This window comes from Paenibacillus sp. WG02 (assembly GCF_055396115.1).
The window spans coordinates 2,935,503-2,955,108 of sequence record NZ_AP036016.1 but is presented as its reverse complement, the minus strand read 5'-3'; the positions used below and the strand labels follow the sequence as shown (position 1 = coordinate 2,955,108).

21 protein-coding genes are annotated in these 19,606 nt (G+C 43.3%); 1 reads left to right on the top strand and 20 read right to left on the bottom strand.

Features of this window, described 5'->3' with window-relative positions:
• Positions 1 to 29: 29 nt before the first annotated feature.
• The 10 genes from ACBP55_RS13130 to ACBP55_RS13085 form a co-directional block, all read right to left on the bottom strand.
• Positions 30 to 815 carry an SDR family NAD(P)-dependent oxidoreductase gene (locus ACBP55_RS13130; RefSeq protein WP_464652114.1) on the bottom strand — a complete coding sequence of 262 codons (786 nt, stop codon included), beginning with the start codon at positions 813 to 815 and terminating at the stop codon, positions 30 to 32.
• 26 nt (positions 816 to 841) lie between these two features.
• Complete coding sequence (locus tag ACBP55_RS13125; RefSeq protein WP_464652112.1) at positions 842 to 1,813, bottom strand: sugar phosphate isomerase/epimerase family protein; 972 nt, start codon at positions 1,811 to 1,813, stop codon at positions 842 to 844.
• A gap of 24 nt (positions 1,814 to 1,837) precedes the next feature.
• On the bottom strand, positions 1,838 to 2,599 hold the full coding sequence (locus tag ACBP55_RS13120) for an SDR family NAD(P)-dependent oxidoreductase (RefSeq protein ID WP_464652111.1): 762 nt from the start codon (positions 2,597 to 2,599) through the stop codon (positions 1,838 to 1,840).
• A 351-nt stretch (positions 2,600 to 2,950) separates the two neighbouring features.
• Positions 2,951 to 4,588, bottom strand: coding sequence for a response regulator (locus tag ACBP55_RS13115; RefSeq protein WP_464652109.1), 1,638 nt, complete (start codon positions 4,586 to 4,588; stop codon positions 2,951 to 2,953).
• Positions 4,589 to 4,594: 6 nt separating this feature from the next.
• The gene (locus tag ACBP55_RS13110) at positions 4,595 to 6,388 is read right to left on the bottom strand and encodes a sensor histidine kinase (RefSeq protein WP_464652107.1); all 1,794 of its coding nucleotides are present in this window, start codon (positions 6,386 to 6,388) and stop codon (positions 4,595 to 4,597) included.
• A 45-nt stretch (positions 6,389 to 6,433) separates the two neighbouring features.
• The gene (locus tag ACBP55_RS13105) at positions 6,434 to 7,720 is read right to left on the bottom strand and encodes an ABC transporter substrate-binding protein (protein WP_464652105.1); all 1,287 of its coding nucleotides are present in this window, start codon (positions 7,718 to 7,720) and stop codon (positions 6,434 to 6,436) included.
• Between the two features lie 135 nt (positions 7,721 to 7,855).
• Positions 7,856 to 8,698, bottom strand: coding sequence for a carbohydrate ABC transporter permease (locus tag ACBP55_RS13100; protein ID WP_464652104.1), 843 nt, complete (start codon positions 8,696 to 8,698; stop codon positions 7,856 to 7,858).
• A gap of 18 nt (positions 8,699 to 8,716) precedes the next feature.
• Positions 8,717 to 9,598: a carbohydrate ABC transporter permease gene (locus ACBP55_RS13095; protein WP_464652102.1), complete on the bottom strand. Its 882-nt coding sequence runs from the start codon at positions 9,596 to 9,598 to the stop codon at positions 8,717 to 8,719.
• A gap of 53 nt (positions 9,599 to 9,651) precedes the next feature.
• Positions 9,652 to 10,482, bottom strand: a complete 831-nt coding sequence (locus ACBP55_RS13090; RefSeq protein WP_464652100.1) for an ABC transporter substrate-binding protein — start codon at positions 10,480 to 10,482, stop codon at positions 9,652 to 9,654.
• Positions 10,464 to 11,015 (bottom strand): extracellular solute-binding protein, encoded by a 552-nt coding sequence (locus ACBP55_RS13085; protein ID WP_464652099.1) that lies wholly within the window; start codon positions 11,013 to 11,015, stop codon positions 10,464 to 10,466. The genes ACBP55_RS13090 and ACBP55_RS13085 overlap by 19 nt, the downstream gene beginning before the upstream one ends.
• 160 nt (positions 11,016 to 11,175) lie before the next feature.
• Here ACBP55_RS13085 and ACBP55_RS13080 point away from each other — a divergent pair, with 160 nt between their 5' ends.
• Positions 11,176 to 11,685, top strand: a complete 510-nt coding sequence (locus tag ACBP55_RS13080) for a tetratricopeptide repeat protein (protein WP_464652097.1) — start codon at positions 11,176 to 11,178, stop codon at positions 11,683 to 11,685.
• Positions 11,686 to 11,750: 65 nt separating this feature from the next.
• Here the strand turns inward: ACBP55_RS13080 and ACBP55_RS13075 are convergent, their stop codons facing one another.
• The 10 genes from ACBP55_RS13075 to ACBP55_RS13030 form a co-directional block, all read right to left on the bottom strand.
• Complete coding sequence (locus ACBP55_RS13075) at positions 11,751 to 12,251, bottom strand: DinB family protein (RefSeq protein ID WP_464653311.1); 501 nt, start codon at positions 12,249 to 12,251, stop codon at positions 11,751 to 11,753.
• Between the two features lie 51 nt (positions 12,252 to 12,302).
• Positions 12,303 to 12,854, bottom strand: coding sequence for a GNAT family N-acetyltransferase (locus ACBP55_RS13070; RefSeq protein ID WP_464652095.1), 552 nt, complete (start codon positions 12,852 to 12,854; stop codon positions 12,303 to 12,305).
• An 88-nt stretch (positions 12,855 to 12,942) separates the two neighbouring features.
• Positions 12,943 to 14,100: a hypothetical protein gene (locus ACBP55_RS13065; RefSeq protein WP_464652094.1), complete on the bottom strand. Its 1,158-nt coding sequence runs from the start codon at positions 14,098 to 14,100 to the stop codon at positions 12,943 to 12,945.
• On the bottom strand, positions 14,082 to 14,243 hold the full coding sequence (locus ACBP55_RS13060) for a hypothetical protein (RefSeq protein ID WP_464652092.1): 162 nt from the start codon (positions 14,241 to 14,243) through the stop codon (positions 14,082 to 14,084). The genes ACBP55_RS13065 and ACBP55_RS13060 overlap by 19 nt, the downstream gene beginning before the upstream one ends.
• 390 nt (positions 14,244 to 14,633) lie before the next feature.
• Complete coding sequence (locus ACBP55_RS13055) at positions 14,634 to 15,017, bottom strand: hypothetical protein (protein WP_464652090.1); 384 nt, start codon at positions 15,015 to 15,017, stop codon at positions 14,634 to 14,636.
• A 265-nt stretch (positions 15,018 to 15,282) separates the two neighbouring features.
• Positions 15,283 to 15,537 carry a hypothetical protein gene (locus tag ACBP55_RS13050; RefSeq protein WP_464652088.1) on the bottom strand — a complete coding sequence of 85 codons (255 nt, stop codon included), beginning with the start codon at positions 15,535 to 15,537 and terminating at the stop codon, positions 15,283 to 15,285.
• 134 nt (positions 15,538 to 15,671) lie between these two features.
• Positions 15,672 to 15,857, bottom strand: coding sequence for a hypothetical protein (locus ACBP55_RS13045; protein ID WP_464652086.1), 186 nt, complete (start codon positions 15,855 to 15,857; stop codon positions 15,672 to 15,674).
• Between the two features lie 210 nt (positions 15,858 to 16,067).
• Positions 16,068 to 16,817, bottom strand: coding sequence for a class I SAM-dependent methyltransferase (locus ACBP55_RS13040; RefSeq protein ID WP_464653310.1), 750 nt, complete (start codon positions 16,815 to 16,817; stop codon positions 16,068 to 16,070).
• Positions 16,818 to 17,415: 598 nt separating this feature from the next.
• Positions 17,416 to 18,045, bottom strand: coding sequence for a cysteine hydrolase family protein (locus ACBP55_RS13035; protein ID WP_464652085.1), 630 nt, complete (start codon positions 18,043 to 18,045; stop codon positions 17,416 to 17,418).
• A gap of 793 nt (positions 18,046 to 18,838) precedes the next feature.
• Positions 18,839 to 19,447, bottom strand: coding sequence for a DUF1349 domain-containing protein (locus tag ACBP55_RS13030; protein WP_464652083.1), 609 nt, complete (start codon positions 19,445 to 19,447; stop codon positions 18,839 to 18,841).
• Positions 19,448 to 19,606 lie beyond the last annotated feature (159 nt).

Below are 19,606 nucleotides of genomic sequence, written 5' to 3'. Positions count from 1 at the left end.
GCTTACTTCCCCTCGCTCGTCCTGTTATTTCATTTCCAACAAACAATCGTCTCGCCCGTTAACGCATCGGATTGCGGTCCGCACAAGAACATGACGATACCCGACATATCCTCAGGCTGCGCTACTTTCTGCAAGCGTGAACGGTCATCTTGCTCTGTTACTGAACGCGTCGCCAGGAAACGAGCCGTGTAGGTCGGCGCAGGGGAAATACAATTGACGTTCACATCAAAAGGCCTCAGCTGCTCAGCTAAACTACGCGTATATTGCGAGATGCCCATTTTAGCCGCTGCATATATGATCCCCTCGCAAACGGGAAGATGCCCGGCAATCGAGCCAACGTTCACGATTTTACCGGCACGGCGCTCACGCATATGGAGGCCGGCATATTTACACGCATACATCGTGGATAGCAAATTGCGATCTACGACGCTACGGATGTCCTCCACCGAAATATCCAACGCATCGTTTGGATCCGGACGCGGTGTATGTAAACCGATGTCCCCGCCGGCGTTGTTCACCAAAATATCAATCGAACCGAGCGTTGCAATCGATTGCTCGATGAGCGCCTTGACTTGCTCCGCATCAGACAACTCCGCTGCAAGGAAATATGCCTTAACGCCATACTTTGAAGCGATTTCTTGCGCTACTGCACTGCCGGATGGGGCTTCATTAAAGCGGGCTGCCGCTTCTTCATTCACATCATGAATAATGAGATTAGCGCCCGCACGTGCCAAATCAACGGCATACTGTTTCCCAAGACCTCTGCTGGAACCGGTTACAAGAGCATTTTTACCTGTCAGATCGAACATCGTCATCCTGATCACCTCATGGGATTCATTAGTTACGCATATCGCTTGATTAGGTTCGATAAGTAAGCCATGCCGATATTCATTTCTTCCAACTCGTAAGCGGCGATGACATCAGCCGACGCGCCCTTTTCGAATGGGGTTTGCCAATCCCCTTTGTTTCTTGCATGATCCTCGACAAATCGCAGCAAACGAGTAAGCTGACGTGCCGAACGTTCCGGGTATTCTGTCCAAAAATCTTCCTGAAGCACACGGACATGCCTCGCTTCCAACGCACCATGTTCGACCGACATCGTAATCTGCGGATTGACTTCTTTAAAGATTCGCAGCAATTCGGGAAAGTTAATCACACCTTGTCCAAGCGGCTTCCGTACTAACCGGTAGCCTTCTTCGGACGAATAAATGGCGTACTCTTTGAGATGGACATTTTTCACATAAGGGGCTACCCGCTGAAAGAATTCAACAGGCACTTCGGCCGTGGCCAGCGGATTTCCGGTATCGAGCGTGATGCCAAATTTCTCGGAGCCGATGCTTTCGCATAACCAGAGCAATTCTTCAGATGCCAGGTCCTGGTGGTTCTCTACCGCTAAATTAGCGCCATCAGGGTTAGCGGATTCCATCACTTCTTGGCAGGAACGAAGGATAGATTGCAAGAAAGGCTGCCATGAGCCAGCCATATGCCTGCGGTCCCCGCCGAACTTCGCCCCGCCTACAACCGTCCTCACGGTGAGGGCGCCTACCCGGTCCGCCAACTGCAGCGCTTCCTTTAGTTGAACAGGATCAAACCCTCCGGCGGCAACGTTAATGAACAGCCCTTTGTCTCGTGCATAGTCAGCCGCTTCGTCGGCATCGCTGCTTTTTAGAATATCGAACGGGATTTCACTGCCTTCGAGTCCATAAGACTCGGCCATCTGCAGAAGTTCCTTCGCCGTAATCCGTTTCCGGTTAGCTGCTGGGTGAATGCCCATCGCATAGACAGTTCCGTAAGCCGTGAGTCCGAATCTCATATGCATATGCCTCCTATATATCCCTTATTCAGATGTCCAACCGCCATCAATCACGATCGCCGAACCCGTCATGAAGCTGGACAGATCGGAGGCGAGATACACCATAAGCCCTGTAAGCTCCTCAGGCTTCCCCCAACGCTTGATCGGCAGGTGATCCAGGAAAAATTGATTCGCTACCGGATTGTTGATGACAGTTTGGTTAATGTCAGTAGCGAAAGGCCCTGGGCAAACGGCGTTAGCGGTGATGTTATGCTCAGCCCACTCCAGCGCCATGACCTTCGTCAGTTGGATCAATCCGCCTTTACTTGAGCAATAAGCGGACCGTTCAGGAAGTGCCACCGTACCCAGCATGGAGGCGATATTAATAATTCTCCCGAATTTTTGTTTGATCATTTGCGGAACGACCGCTTTGGCGCACAAAAAAGGCGCTTTCAAATTCGTCGTCTGAACAAGATCCCAGCTTTCCTCGTCATAGTCAAGAATCGGTTTGCGCACATTGACTCCGGCATTATTAATCAAGATATCCAAGCGCCCGTATGTATCCACAACTTTTTCAACCACAGCCTGAATCTGACTAAAATCCGTCACATCGGCAGCGAGCCCTAATGTATCTTTGCCTGTTTCTTTGCGGATTTCCTCCGCTGCCGCGTGCGCTTTGCGCTCCTCCCGGCTTGTCACCACTACACTTGCTCCCGCATTCGCTAACGCACGTGAAAACTCCAGCCCAAGTCCCTGGCAACCGCCAGTAATGAGTGCAACCTTCCCATCCAGCTTGAAATCACTCATAAGTATGTACATCCCCTCACCCACGTATTTCTTATCGTTTTAATTATATTCACGTGTTGATGGAGACTGAATGGAATATTTTTGGGCACATCCGTAAATATTTTGTGAATACTCTGAAGCCCCTATTTGCGGTAGAATGATGTTGCAAAAAATGCAACACTGGTAACCACTATAGCCCATCTACCCTCGTGAGCGCTGAATGACTCTAAAATCGAGTTTCTACAACATCATTCGTTAGAGAATGTGGATTCATTGATTATTAACGTAAAAGGACCCGAGAGAGGTCACTTTTTTCAAAGTGTACATCTTTCGGGTCACAGTTCTCTCCTGGAAGTCTAAGGGCCTCGTCAATCATGTTTGGATCACTTTGCTTGGAACGATATGGAATTTCTTTTTGAAGCACTTGCTAAAATAGTACGGATCCGAATAGCCGACACTTTGCGAGACGTCAACAATTTTAAGAGAAACTAACCCTTCGGGCGGCACTTCTCTCAGCATCTCCATCGCTCGGTCCAGCCTCAAATCGGATAAATATTCCGTAAACGATTTTCCCGTTTCTTTCTTGAAAATATGGCTTAGATAGCTTGGGTTGGCACAGATATTGCGAGCTGTTTCCTGTAAGGTCAAGGACTCCTCGGCAAAGTGCTTTTCAATATATTCTATTGCTTTACTAACGATTTCGGAACCTCTGAACCGTGCCAAATAGTTATCCAATTCTGGAAAGACAATTTGATTAAAAAAGAGCTGAAGCCACATCTGCAACCCCGAAATGGTTTCAAGGCTATGCATTTGCCTAAACAACGGATGACGGTCCGTCATCCATCCACTGGGCAGCGTCCCCCCACGTTCCAGAATGACAGCGCTGCCGAGTGAAACACACTCCATCAATACGAATAATGCAATTTCTTTGCTCACCTGAATGCTAGCGAGTCTCGAACAGAGCTCGTTGATTTTCGCGGCAAGCGCTTCCCGATTCTTATTGCGAATTGCCGTTATCCATTCCGTTCGATCTATAGGCAGAGAAAAGACGGCATCTTGCGGACCTTCTTGATCATGTGTGTAAGAGATAACCCGGTTACCGCCTTTTGCAAATTTAACCTTTAAAACATACTCCGCCTCCGAATACGAGAGGTGTACTTGGCTTAAACTTTCATACGTTTGCCCTAAAGCGATCGTAACACCAAGATGCATTCTTTGGTCGATAAAGCTGCGGGCTTGCTCGCAAAGTTCAATTAGCGCCTTATCTTGATCCTTGTTGTGCCCGACTAGCATGGCGATCTTGTTGTCCTCGCCGTCGATAACCGCACAATAAGCATTTGAAGACTCGAAGGTATCCTGTAAAATGTTTTTGACCGCAAACCGCCACAGCTGGCGCTCTTGTTCTTTGCTATAACGGACGCCTAGTTCGTCAATTTCGACAACAGAGGCGACATAACCGTGCGCATTCAGCGGAATGTCATAATACTCGGCTTGCCGATACAGTGTTTCCGGACTGTCTGATGGCTCATAAAGGAGAAGCTGACGCACAAAATGGTCTCTTAACAAAGGTTTCGTTCGTTCTACTTGTTCCTTTAGATTCTTAACGTCAAGAGAGGATTTCATCTCCTGCATAAGCTCTTGACGAATTTCCGTTAAACATTGGCTAAGTTCATCTTCATCGACTGGCTTTAGCAAATAATAAGACGCCCCCAACGTTATAGCAGCCTGGGCAAACTCAAATATATCGTAGCTTGTTATAAATATAACTTTCGTATCTATATATGAAGATCTTAATGCTTCTACAAAATCTAATCCCGTCATTCCCGGCATATTAATATCCGCGACGATCAAATCATACTGCTCTTGTCGCGCAAGTTCTAAGGCTTGAGAGCCATTCTCTGCTTCTTGCTCGATGGTGTAGCCAAGAGCCTCCCAGTCAATCAAATTGATCAGAAGTTTACGGAAATAATATTCATCATCAACGAGCAATACACGTAATTTACGGTTCATAGACAGCTATATCCTCTCCTCATGCTCAGTTTTTTCGAAGACAAGAGGGATCCGCAGCTGCACTTCTACGCCTTCTCCAGGTTCCGAGAAAATCGTGATACCGAATGGCTCTCCGTAGCGAAGTCTAATGCGTTCCTGTATGTTGCTGATGCCAAAGCTGGATAAATCATGATGAGTCGGTTCATGCTGCCAAATTCGCTCGAGCTTCTCTTCGCTCATTCCGTTCCCGTTATCCTTCACCGTGAAACAGAGGACCTCCACACCATTCGTCTCTTCAATCCCACCAGTGATCTCACAGAGCGCACCTTCCTGCTTGTCTCTAAGTCCGTGGTAGACCGCATTTTCCACAAGCGGCTGCAGCAGCATATTCGGGATCCAACATCCCTCGATCCGGCTATCGAATTCAATCCGATAATGCATACGTTGGTACCGGATGGTTTGGATATAGAGATAGCTTTCAAGATGCTTCCTCTCTTGAGACACTGGAATGAGCTCTTGACCGCGATTCAGCGACATCCGATAAAAATCGCCGAGCGATTTGACGACCTTGCTGATATCATGGGCTTGTTTCATCAAAGCCATAGAACGAATCATTTCTAACGTGTTATATAGAAAATGGGGTTTAATTTGCGAATAAGAAAGTCGAAGCTCCAACTTTCGCTTTTGCTTCTCCTCATAGTTAATGGTATTCATCAGGTCTTGAATCCGGCTTACCATTTCATTGAATTTATAAGCTAAACGACCGACTTCATCGTTAGAAGCGACGATCGTCCGCGTATGTAGTTTACCGTCTCCAACGGCTGTCATAGCTCTACTTAGCTGCATAATCGGATTGGTAATCCACTTGGAAAAAATAATGGATAGGATGAGCGCCAAAAGTAACCCTGTCAGACCAAAGCCTAAAATAAATAAAGTTATTTTCCACTGGTCTTTCATTAATTCCTTGGTAGGTACCGCATAGACAGCTCTCCACCCGTTCTTATCCATCACTTTAGATGAAACGAGTATGTTCATCTTCCCATTGTTGAAAATTGTAGATCCATTCCCATCAACAATCATCCGGCCAAACAAGTCCTGAGTCGATCGATAAACGATTTCAGGATCATTAGCCGAAAGGATCCTGCCCTCGGCATTGACGATCATGATATTGCTTCGTAAGTCGTCGTTGCTATAAAGGTTGGATAACTTTCTCTCATCCATGTTGATATAGATGTAACCCATCAGCAGCCCATTGTTGATATTAATAATTCGCCTTCCTATGGATAGTAAATTTTTATGCTGATCGTTGACAAGAAACGAGCTCTCGAATGTTTCTATCCATACGGCCGTACCTTTCGCAGTTATCAGTTGTTCTTTCGGATAGACATTTACCGATGAGTGGGTCACATTCGACATATTGTCCGAGTAGTAAATTTTGCTTCCATCTGTCGATTGAATGACAATCGAGTCAATATAAGGGTTGGATTCGACCAGCGCATTCAAACTGGCATACATCGATTGGATGTCATCCAACTTCTGCAGTTCGCTGTTCTCCTCAATCGTATTCATCAATACGGACTGGTACGTTTTATTGATTATCGAGAGCTTCGAGAAATTTTCGATATCATTAAACAAGGTGTTGATGGTATTGGTAATGTGTCCAATCTTTTGTTCAGAGCTGCGAAGAGCCCGTTCTTCTGCTTGATGCAGAGTCATTTGATACAGCGTTATGGTTAAAAATACGATACTGGGTAAAATGACGATCACATTGATGAACTGAATTTTTTTGCGAATCGGCATGTCTTGAAACACTTGGAACACCTTAATACCTATCCCCTCCAGCAAGCAATGCCGTGAACCAGCCGTTTACGGCTTCCTCATAATTTGCTCCATACTTTCTGTATACTGTGAGGAAGACAGTGTTCCCGTATACAATTTCTGGTTCAAATCCCGATATTCTTCTCCCTTAGACGTTGTGATTGCACTATACCAATACGTTTGGATGAACTTGAAGCTTTTGAAATCCTTAACATACTCCGCATAAGCATCGTTTATTTTTCCTTCTGTTTTCATATCCGAGGCTGCATAGGAAGCTTGACCAAGCTTGACGAGTTCATTATTGATTTTTAGCGAATATCGGATTGCGAACTCCTTAGCCTTCTGCAGCTGCTGGGATTGCACGTTGACGAACAGCCCGTAAGGCGTGCTGCTTCGCTCCCCGGTGTTTGTAGAGAATGGATCCGCTGCCGCTCCCGTCTGGGGAAACTTGATATAGCCCAAATCGTCGCCTAAACTTGAAATGGCTTTCGTGAAAATCCACGAGCCGTTGATGAGCATAAGCGCCTTACCCGTGTAAAACAGTTCACGAGCTTCGAGATCGCTATGATTTAAAAAACCATGTTGAAACGCATTGGCCTGTACTAACTTAATGACTTTGTCGGCAGCATCTACAAATGGCTTTTCGGTGAATTTGATTTCATTGTTAAGCGCTCGGTTAAAAGCATTTGGATCTTCGCGCAGCACCAGCGTGTTATAGATGATATCTCCAGGCCAGCGGTCTTTGCCGCCTAGGGCAATAGGAATAACACCTCTTCGATTGGCCGTCTGGATCACAGCAAGAAGTTCATCCCATGTTTTGGGTGGCTGAATGCCCAAATTGGCCATTAGCTTCTTATTATAAACCACGACTTGCGATTGCTCGGGACGGTAAGGAACGGAGTAAATGCTCCCATCCGCTTCTTGAATCAAACTTCCTTTGTCAAATTTGGATTCAAGTCCAGTTAAGGTCAACACATCATTTAACGGTGCTGACACATTAGCATTCAATATGAAGTCCCGCTCGGATTTGCCTAAGTATTGCGTGAATATGTCGGGCAGCTCATTTGCAGAAACGGCCACTTTGATTTTGGTTTTATATCGTTCCGGATTAATAAATTCATAATTCAGCTTGATATTCATCTCTTTGGCGACCTCTTCGGCAGCCGGTTTCAAATAGATATCCGTATTAAACATCCATAGGGTCAATGCCCCGCCATTACCCGCTTCGTTTGCAGCTGCTTGGGCCTGTTTATAGGAAGCGCCGTTACCACAACCAGATATAAGTACAAGACCAATCGTCAACAAAGGTAATACACTTTGCTTCTTATGATTCATGTAAACTTCCCCCAGAGATGCTGTTTTGTGGTACTGAATCGTTTTAGCTCTATTATAGCTTAAATCTAATAGAATCATAGTTAAAAAGGTCAGCCAGAATGCTCCGGATGACCTGTTGCGTATGAACCATTTGGCTTAATATTTCGCGCCGCCATCGGCAAGTCCGCCGATCACAAAAGTCTGGGCGCCGAGATATAAAATTAAAGCAGGAATCGAAGCGATAACCGAAGAGCTCATCAGTAGCCCCCAAATGAAGGAATCAGAGAATTTAAAGCCTGCAATACCAACCATTGCGGTTAGCTGGCTTGGACTCGTCGTGACAACAAGTGCATACAGAAACTCGTTCCATGACATGGTGAAGGCGAAGGTTGCCACCACGGCAATGCCGGGAGCAGCAATGGGGAAAATAATTTTCCATAGAGTTTGCAGTCGCGTACATCCGTCAATCAGCGCAGCTTCTTCCAAAGAACCCGGGATCGCCTTGAAGTAGCTAAGCAGCATGTAGCAGCAATAAGGCACAATAAACGTCGGATATATAATCAGTAATCCATACTTGTTATCGGCAAAACCAAGCTTGCTGACAAGCACATACATCGGGATAAACAGCACCGCTGCCGGCATCAGATAGCAGATGATGATACTTTTCGTAATGAATTTTCTGCCACGAAACTTTAGCCTGGTCAGGCTATAGGAAGCGAAAATACTTATTAATAAGGAGATCAGAGTGGCAAGCAGGGAAACGACTAAACTGTTTTTAAGGTTGGTCATAAACTCGGTTTGACTAAACAAGTCCTTATAATGCTTCGTCGTCACCTCGGTCGGGATCAAGGAAGGTTTGGCATCGTACATCAGTGCGTCAGGTGTAAACGATGTTTTGACCATCCAATAGACTGGAAATAATGTCCAGATTAAGCCGACAACGACGATTGCATAAATCAACACTTTTTTGCGAACAGCACGTACGGTGGATGCTCTCATCCTAGCTGCCACCTCCTCTCAATCTTCCTTGGCCAGCTTGCGGGTCATAAAAAACATCAGCACCAGCAAGATCGGAATGATGGATCCGGCCACACTGAGCGATTTGCCCATATTATTTTGGAGAAACGCAGTTTCGTACGTATAAACGGAAATTACCGCTGAATTATACAGAGGTCCTCCTCCGGTAATTAAGAATATATTTTCAAAATCATTGAACGTCCAGATCGAGGATAGCATGGTCGTAATGACAAGAACCGAACTGATGGAAGGAATCGTGACCGAAAAAAACTGTCGGATAGGACCTGCCCCGTCAATTTTTGCAGCCTCATACATCTGCCTGTCAATCGTCTGTAAACCTCCAAGGATGCTGAACAAAAAGAAGGGGATCCCCCGCCAAATATTGACGATGATGACAGAAACTAATGCGATCTTAGGCCCGCTTAACCAAGCGACCGGATTATCAATCAAACCTGAATCAAGCAGCAATTGGTTGATGATGCCGTAAGAATCGTTATACATCCATTTCCACGTAAGCGCCGACACCAGTCCGGAAATCGCCCATGGTACAAGGAACAACACCCGTACAATGGATCTTCCGAAAAATGCCTGATTGAGCGTCAAGGCAAAAATCATCCCGATCACCAGTTTGAAGAACACATCCGTCATAAAATAAATGAATGTATTTTTGAGAACCTTCCAGTACACCGGGTCTGTAAAAATTTCGCGATAGTTGCCAAAGCCGATAAAATGCGCTTCGGTTCCTACGGTTTTATCGGTTAAGCTGAGGTATAGCGCATTGATAAAAGGAATGCCGATCACCACGAAAATAACGATGATAACCGGCATGACCGACGTATACCCCAAAACCATTTCACTTCTTCGATTGGATGATTGCAGCATGGTTTCACCTGCCTATGGGAAAGTACGTCAGTTAGATGTGTTGTGTTTTTATCTTATTTTTTCTCGTAGACTTTTTTGTAGTTCTTCTCAATCTCATCCAGTGCTTTTTTCGGATCTACATTATTAACCACAATGCTTTGAACAGCTTTGGGTAGGATGTATTCACTGATGACTTGAGAAGCGCGTGCATCTGGAGGTCCTGGATCACCCAGTGGAACAATATTTTTCGAAGCGTCGAACCAGCCTTTATTTTTCGGCTTTTGCCAAAACTCCGTATTCTCAAATCCGTTCAACACCGGCACAGCCAATCCATTTAACTTCTCGATCAGCTTTCCATAAAAATCTTTGTTGAAGAAGTAGTCGATGTATTTTTTGGCGTTTTCAATATTTTTGCCTTTGTTGAACATGACGAACACGGTACCGCCGCCTGAACCAAATTGTCTTTTGGGACCAGCTGGCCAAGGCATGATCTGCGTGTTGTTCAGCAATTCCGGTTTCTCTTTTCTCATAGCCGCATATACGCTGCTGGAGTTAAAAATGATCCCTACTTGACCATTCAAATAAGCTGTATTGTTCCATGAGTCATCGCCTGTTACGGCTCCAGGAGGTGTCAACTTTTCCGTGAAAAAGCTGGTGTCATATTTGATGGCTTCCAAAGCTTCCGGCGTATTGACCGTAACTTTACCGTCCTTGTCGACCAAGTCCGTTCCGAACGTTCGAATTAAGTTTTCGATACGGCCATTCGAGTCTCCGCCGCCTCCAAGCTGAAAGCCAAGTCCATAAAAATTATTTTTCGGATCGTTGATCGCTTTGGCCACTTTCTTTACATCGTCCCACGTTTTCGGAAGCTCCAGATTCTTTTCTGCTACCTTATCTTTTCGCACATACATAACGTTAGGATTATGATAACCGGAACCTCATACCAACCTTCTAACGCATAGGCATATTTCTTGGAGTCTTCCCGGAAATCATATTTCTTTAAGATATCCGAAATTTCCACCAATTGATTGTTGCCCACGAATTGTTTCGCGACAAAATCGTCAGCTAGCAGCAAATCGGGCGGGTTCCCCGCTTCAACAGCCGCAAGCAGCTTTGTTTTTAAATCTGCCGGCGGGATTGCGACATACTCCACATCGACATTGAACTCCTTGGAGAATTGGGCCACTCTTTCTTTTTGCGAATCATTGTATTCCTTCACGTATTCCGACTTGTCCCAAAAGATCAATTTCGTCTTTTTGGTATTGCTTTGCTCCCCTGATTTGGATGCGTCTGCGCTTTGTGCGGTTGGAGCCGTCGTGCTGCCGCTCGCTGGAGTTGCCTTCAAACTGGCATTGTTACTTGGACTGCTGCAGCCCGCAGCTGCAAATACGAGTGAGAAAACAACTGGCACTGACATCGCTTTCTTTAGTTTGGACATGTCGCTCCTCCTTATTTGAATCCGTTTACATGTCGATTATAGCCCGACGGAGGATGCAGGATGAATGGATTATTTTTGGGCGCACCCGTAAATATTTTGTTCGTGTGTGTTAATATAATCTCATATAAAAAAAGACTGTCACACTTGGGATGGTGAACATATGACAAGAGACGAATTGAGCAAATTAATTGAACGGCGAGAAGAAGGACGAGCCAAGCAGGATCAAGCGATCTTAAGTGAGGTTCGCGAGAACTTATTAGAATTGCTTTCCGATTATCCGGATGATGCGGAGATCAATTATCAAATTGGAATAGCGCATGACAATTCCGGCCTTGGACGTGAGGCTATTCACTATTATGAGCGAGCTCTTAAGTTGGGCTTACCTGGTCCTGATCTAGAAAGATGCTTAATGGGTTTAGGGAGTACATATCGCTACTGGGGGCATTACGAAAGAGCCGTCGAGACGTTACGTAGAGGCGTGAGGGAATTTCCAGAGAACCGGGCAATTCAAGTGTTCCTCGCCATGGCTCTATACAATAGCCAAAACTACAAGGAAAGTGTTGAACTGCTGATCACTAATTTAATGGAAACTACCTCAGACGAAAAACTTCATTATTTTAAACGCGGAATATTAGCTTATAACGAAGACCTTGATGAAACAGCTGAATAGGGTGAAAGAAAGACTAGTGAATAATGAAATAAAAAAAGCAGTTTCTTTACAGAGACTGCTTCTCGTTACGCTCGATATTTCTGTACTTGCTTTTTCAATAGCATCATCTGCCCAATATGGTAGGCGTTATGGATACACAAATTCGAAATCACACCCCACCACTGCGCATTGAAGTAGGACGGTATTCTTTTTTCCAGTTTAGAGTCGTCACAGTTCATAATAACTTCTTGCCAACGTACAAACCCATTGCTTAATCTCCGAATAGTCTCATTCCAACTTGCTTCATCCTGCTTCAAGAGATCCAATTCAAAAGTTTCATCGTTCGTTATATGACTTGTACCTAACAAATCATCATGAATAAACCGATTTAGCCACATTTCATTCCAGAAAATGAGATGGTTTGCAATCTCATAGATGGAGTGTGGATAGTCTTCTGCTTTCCAGACTGCATCCTTTACAGGTAAATCATTTAAAATCGTTATAGATGGTTTAATCCAACTTTCATCATCATGACAAGCGGCTAATTGATCGAGTAATACTTCCTTGACACTAATCAGTATTTCCACCTCCAAAGTTATAACGTGCTGAAACGGAACTAAGTTGTTACCGAGTGTTGTTTATTTGCCGAGATTTTGGAACTCATCCTTTGTTTGTCCATAAACGTATTCGTCATAATGCTTGCCCTTTGTAAAAATCATTTCTCTGAGGATCCCTTCTTGGACGAATCCAAGATGCTCCTGCAAAGCACGTGACCCCACATTGAAGGCATACACATAAGCGTTCACCTTACGGTAGCGTAATTCCTCAAAGTAATAACGGAGCAATATCCTTGTTGCCTCAGAGGCATATCCTTTTCGCCAATGTTTATGGAAGATAGCTATACCATATTTAAAGGTACCGTTACGTGTATCACAGCTGTTTGCAGTTATACTGCCAACAAGAGTTCCATCGAGGGCTTCAACTGCAAGGAATACATTATCGCCATCGAAGGTCTTAGATGAAGTGTATTCCGCCCACGACTTTGTTCCCTCTTCAGATCGAGGAAAATGTATGAAATCACACAATCTTGCACCTTCGGAATCGTGGTCATTCTCATGAAATTCTTTCCAATCTGATGATAGTACAGGACGTAATCTGACTTTTGAACCAGACCAAATATTGCTGTGCATCTCTCTATTCCCCTTCATATTTTTATTACCAATTTACCATTTTTGAAAGGAGAACATTCCATTTTAATTAAACTATCCGGTAGCCGGCTTATTGCCGCTCGAATGCTTTGATCCCAGGCGGCAGCGGCACTTTCGCCGGATTCGGTTCCTCTCGCTTGTCCGGCACAATTCGGTCACCCACTAGAATCGCCATATAAATGTATTGTGGGGTGAGCTGAGCGGGAGCATCCATGGTCTTGCTGAAAAACATCGTTTGACCGTTTATCAACAGCGGAAGGCTCCCCCCTTGCACAGCACTGCCTACGTATTGCTTGTACGAGCCGAGGCTGCCTTCTTCTTTCACATCAAGCCCTTGAAGCATGTCCAGCGTAAGCGTCGTGTTCTGACCGTGACGCATATTCACCTTGCCCGTATCGCCAACTGGCATATCGCCGGCTACGTCGACCGTGGCGAAGCTGCCTACCGCCCCCTCCAGCATCTTAACAATCAGTTCCCAGTCCTCCTCATCCTCCGGAGGATAGACGGTAAGGAATTTGTCGATGGGATCCTGTGTGTTGGAGGAGTCAAACTTATGTGAAATGTTCCAACTCATCAGCATCGGACTGACCGCCTGCGCAATCGCCAATCGCTGGGTAGCATCGCTTGAGCCGACATGTGCCTTCCAACTCACGTGTGCCATTTCTCCCATGGCCCATGACAAATAATTGCGGTCGAGCTTGTAACCCTGCCCTCGCAAATAAACGTTCAGCGTGACGGCTGCTTTCACTTCCTTCTTCTCCTCGTTGTTATGTACAGAAGCATTTCCCACTCCGACATGGGATGCCTCTGCCCCTCGGAGTCCCTCTTGCCCAACGGTAGTAGGTGCGTTCGCCCTTTGAATGGCTACACGCCGATTCCGAATGTCAGCCAGAATTTGCTCCACCTTGGCCAGCTTAGCCGGGTCTTTCGCCTTCAGCTTCTCCTTATTTGCCCGCTGGTCGTAGCTAGCCCGCCATTTTCCAATAATAACTTCAATCTTTTGCATCTGCTCTTCCTGAGCCCTATAATCCGTGTCCCCTAGCTTCTCGTAAGCGTATAGCGCGTCATCCAGATTGGCCCACGATGTCTTGCCGATCAGCTTCGTTCCGGCCTTCAGGCCTTCATCTTTTAGCTGCTGCCTCGTTGGGAGCCCTGGCGCTCTTTGTACACCTGTTGACGGCGGAGCAGCGGAAAGCCCCACGCCACTCTTCAATAGCTCCCCAACCATCCGATACCCACTGTCCGCTGGAGCTGCAGCCAATCGCCATAGGTTGCTTCACGTTGCGTCGCCCCGCCGGCCTTTAGTTCGCTGCTCGCATTTTCCTTATTTCCCGCGCCCCGTTCGGGAGCCTGATGCCGCATCCCAGCCATGCCAAAGCCCCTCCTTCAAAATCGTACTTACTTTGCTAATATAATTCGGTATGCTTAAATATTTTCCTATATTTGTAACAATCCTATTATATTGTTCGCTTATTTTTCACTTTTGTTGATACGATTTATTAAGGACACTAAAATAGACTGCCCTCTTCCAATTATCTTTCCTCCATATCAAGGGTATAAAAAGCCTAATGGAATAAATAAAAGAATATTTCCTCCGATATTTTTGATAAATACTCCTATATTCTGAAGAACTAAAAGGAGCTGCCATTGCAGCTCCTTCATCGTTTGTATAGAGTTAGAGTCCGTCCTTCATTGAACTATAGTTTAGCGTAATGACCAAGTAACAAAAAAAGGAGCTGTATACGCAACCCCTTCGCTGATTTAGAATGGTTTTCTATAAACCTTGATGATACGTGTACCGTTTCGGATAAGCCTTTGCGCCTGTGTTAGGTTGATCCGAACTAGGACGGAAATGTCGCTCGTCGCGTTTTCCACGTCGAATACCTTGAAAATTCGTCCGTTAGCAAATAATACGCCTTTCAACTCGACTATCGTTGTGCGAGTCGGTTTCGGATCGGAGTCTTCAAATTTCGTACGCTTTACACCTGCACGAAGGAGTGCTGCTGCTTGTTGCGCAGTCGTTCTTACACCAAATACCGGATCAATTTCAACCCCGGTTGTTTTCGCCTCCACCTCGACAATCAGAAAAAAACGATCGCTGATCTTAGCTATGCTATTCGCCCCAATGGTTATTGGTTGAGCCATGTTTCATCACCCCCTCGGACTTACTATATGCGAGGATGTGAGTTGGGGCTCGTAATAAGTACCTAAGTATCAGTTCAAACTAAGAAATGTGCAAATTACTCATAGATTCGTAGCAATCCAAATAATCTATTAATCAGTTCAACCGTTGAAAGGACACGAGAATGATTGTATTCGTCCTGTCCTTTCCTAACCTCGTTAGTTGAGCGACGAACTTAAACATATATGTAAAAATGGTTATTTTCTGATGAAATGGCTTGCCACACCGCTAAAATGAAAATTTCACTAAGACTATTATCAATATTGCGACACCGAATCCACTCATTAACAATCCTGCTTTTTTTTTCTGAGGCAAATAAGAGGAAATCCCATTGAATATCAGTGAAAAACATAAACCAACCATCATCCATGATGAAATAATCGATTTTCTTGGTAAATCGACCACAGCTACAAAGGAATAAATAGCAATGGCAACCACAATTAAACTAAACATAATACCTAATATCCTCATAATTCTTAACATAAATTTCACCCCATAGCTAATGAATAATATCCATAGATCGAGCAGCTCATTGATCGTTTGTATGGATCCATCATTTGAGTTAACGTTCTCCCGTTAGGGTGATGACTAAGGCTGAGTAAGCCTATCGATTGAAATTAACTCATGTTCTCCTTTATTTCTGCAACTTGTTTGTTCAATTCATCTAGTTTGCGATGTAGTTCTTCATCTGTTCGTTTTCTCAACTCGTACGCTTTTATAAAGCGATATAGCAGATAGATTACTCCCCATGGTGATAAGAAAAATAAAAAATTCGCAATTTGTCCGGTTATGTATAATGACATATAGTATCCCTCCTAACATACCATATATTGGATAATTAATGGAGGTATTTGTATAAATCTATCTGCGCTTTATGAAGTTATCCTAACTTGCGCTGTTATAATTCCATATTATTCCATTGTATTAATCTGCCAGTTACATCAACAGGCTGCCCAGTAAGCTGGCAGCCTGTTGTTTTTGTGCTATCGTTTCCTTTAGAGCTTAACAACCCATTATTTCCTTGCCACAATCATGAAACGTTTCGTATTAGTCTTGATCCCCTTCTCCGTTTGATTTGCTTCAATAAACTTTTGAAGTATTTCAAAATCATAATCAGCTTGCCCGAAGTTAGGGATAACAGGAGTGTATTTCAAAAAGAAGACCAAATCCTCGTAAGTTTGGAAATACTGCGTTGCATCATATTCAAACGACTGAATATCAGTAAAACCAGCTTCAGCTAGCTCTGTAAGGTATTTATCTTTTAAGATCCCTTCTTCAGTTCCAAAACCCTGTCCTCTGCCGAAAGCTTGTTTAATGTTTAATTTATCATTTTCGCATACCTGTTGAGTTAAGAATATACCATCATTCGCTAACACTTTTGAAACTTCAGTTGCATAAAACTCACTGTGCCGACAGGACACCAAATTAAAAAAGAACATAGGAAAGGTAATATTTTCAGCTTCCATTTGTAAGAAACGAATATTTGTTTTATTTGATTTTTTTAAGTTTTCAGTAGCGGACTGTATCATTCCTTCTGAATGATCAATGCCAACAAGTAGCAAAGCAGCATCGGTAATAGATATTAAAGCTTCCCCACCGCCCGTACCAATATCAAGCAATAGATCGGACTTATTGCATCTTTGAGTAATTTCATAAAGAAAATTCCATTGTTCTCCTTCAGAAGTAGTTCTTAATTTACTAAAGTCCCAACCGTTTAATTTTCCAACCTTGTCGTAAAAATCCTTGTACTCAGACCTGTTCACACTTTGTCCTCCATCTTTAAAATGAGATAATAAAAAGCCAAGAGCTGGCTGTGCATGAATAAGAGCAAATGAAAAATTCATTTGTTCCGTCATTCAAGCAGTACGAGTGTCCTTGGCTTAATATCTTGGATATCAGCCCGACACCGTTCAAAGTATTAGTTTCATGAGACCAAAAGGACAGAAAATCCCCTTTGTCAGCTGGTACGCGTTTTACCCAGCCCGCAAACTAATTACTTCGAACGATACGGAGTGACATCCATTTCACCTCATTTGGAAGATAATTCAATTGTAAATGTTGATTGCCCTATATTCAAGCATGTATTCAACATAACTCCCGTTAGCTCAAAAAACAGTGCTCAAGATTAAAGAGCATTCGTCGGGAATGTCATAATGTTCTTGTCAAAATCGGGAATGTCCCAAAGTTCTTGTCATTTAATTTTGACAAGAACTTGAGGACATAAAATGAAAAAGCCGCATCAAATGCGACTTTTAATGTAACCATGTTCTTATCATCCGACATTTGTCTAATGACACAAATCTACCTACATTTGTCTGGAATAATCCTATTTCATTCGCAGGGTTTAAACCCTCAAAGGATTTATAAATATGAAATAGCTTCCATTGTTGTCCAACTAGCACTGGCAAATGCTTTGTAATTCGTAACGGCTGCTTGAAAATCTGCTTCACTAATTGTAGCCGTGGCATCGTATACAACAGCTGTTTCAAAACCAGTTTCGATCAAATGCCTCATATGGGACTCTACACAAATGTTGGAAAGCAGTCCTGCGATAATTATCTTCTCTTTTCTATGTTGTCGTAACTGGTAAACCAAGTCATTTGTTTGTGGGCTAGCAACCTTGTGTGGAGTTGAAACGACGGTTCTCCTATCAAAAATATAAGGTTTTAAAGAATGAACAAAATCAGCTCCAAATGACGGTGGTGTGTATGCATTTGCCACTTGATACATTCTAAGACCTAATAACATTTTTTGTTCATTCCCCGTAAATTGCCAGCCATAATCATGAGGGTATAAATAATGGGGTGATATAAATAGTTGGTATCCTCTACTCATGGCAGTACTCATTAATAGTTCAAGGTTATGTATAGTATTGTTTCGTTCAATATTTGCTTTTGTCAGATGATAGCCTCTCCCCCCAGGACACATAAAGTCATTTTGTGGGTCTGTAATCACAATTGCGGTATTATCTGGGTGTGGTTGAAACATCATTTACCTTCTCTCCCTCTCAGAACTTCTTTACAGCAATTTATATGTCAATTCCAGTTTGTCTTATGTGTGTTTCTATAAGAACCAGTCCATTGAAAAGGAGAAATCAAACATGTCTAACAAACTCGCAAACTGTAGGAAAAGAAGTATTCAATTGAAAGTCGAATAGCACATCTTAATCCAACCCAAAGAAACATGGCAGGATGTTAAGGTGGTGTTAGATATTTCAATCCACGCAATTTCAATCCACACACCCTATGCAGGATGCGACGCTAACGGGAATCATAGAAAAAATGTAATAAGCGTTCACCCAATAGATTGAGTGAACGCCTACTTTACTTCAAAACTTAATTTGTTACTTCAAGACTTTATTTGTCACTTCAAAAGTTTATTGTCTACTTCAAAACCAATTTGTCAACCAACAAACATTGTTGGGAGACAAATTGCTTTTGAAGTGCAGAAAGCCAGTAAACTCAAAAGTTTCTGGCTTTTTTGGTGAAAACAAAATGACAAATAAAGTTTTGAAGTAGATTATCGGCCACATTGTCTCAATTACAAATTAGTTTTGAAGTACTTCTGACAAATTAAATAAAATCAGACGACTTGTTGAACTAACATTCCTCGTTAGCGCAATGCCCAACGAATTCCATTTTAATTGTATTAGAATCGTTCTTTTATATAAAAAAAGATTTTGGATACCGTTACTCGCTTCTTAAGATCAGGGAAATAGGGAATTTTTTTATGAGTTCACTTCCATTTGGAGTATGACTTAGGTTTGAGGAAAATAAAGATTTTATTATTTTATATTTCTTACATCTATATTCGTATTAGGAAGGAGGTGTAAGTAATCGAAATGCACTGCACATCCATCACCAACTGGACTCTGGGCAACTACACCGACTTTTAAACTATGAATATTATTCATTCCAAAATACCGCACTAATGCCCATTCGTTACCATCAAGAGAGTAATGAAAAGCTATACAATTATCATATCGAGATACTCTTAAGAAAGGGCTTATATTCCCGACATAGTCACCGATACAATCATCCGAAATATCTTTAGTTACAACACTAATAATGGAAGGTCGACCTCTAAAATCCTCATAACATAACTTGGCCCAGTTATTCTCGTCTGCCATTACCATAAGACATCCGGAGTCATTCCGGTCACGTATGTCTACGCTGACCCGAGTGGTTAAAATAAAATTTGCATTTGTTGTCGTATATAGGAATGGAGCAGAATTTTTTCTTATTTCCTGTGTTGGGTTATGGAAGAAGTCTGCACGAGGTGGCGCGGTAATCATAAGTGAATTTTGTTCAGAAAATTCCCATTCATGTGGTTCATTAATCCATTTAAGAGAAGTATTTAGACTCTTCCCCACGCAGTTATTAAAAAGACTCATACCTAACCATCGCCACCCATCCATATAATATATAACATAATGTATATCTAGTGTGATTATAACAGAGGGGAAAACTATTTTGTTCAAATCTCTTACTACATTTCTCCGTGGTTATCTAGGAACTGCAGACAGCATTTTCAAGCAACTAATGCTTCCGGT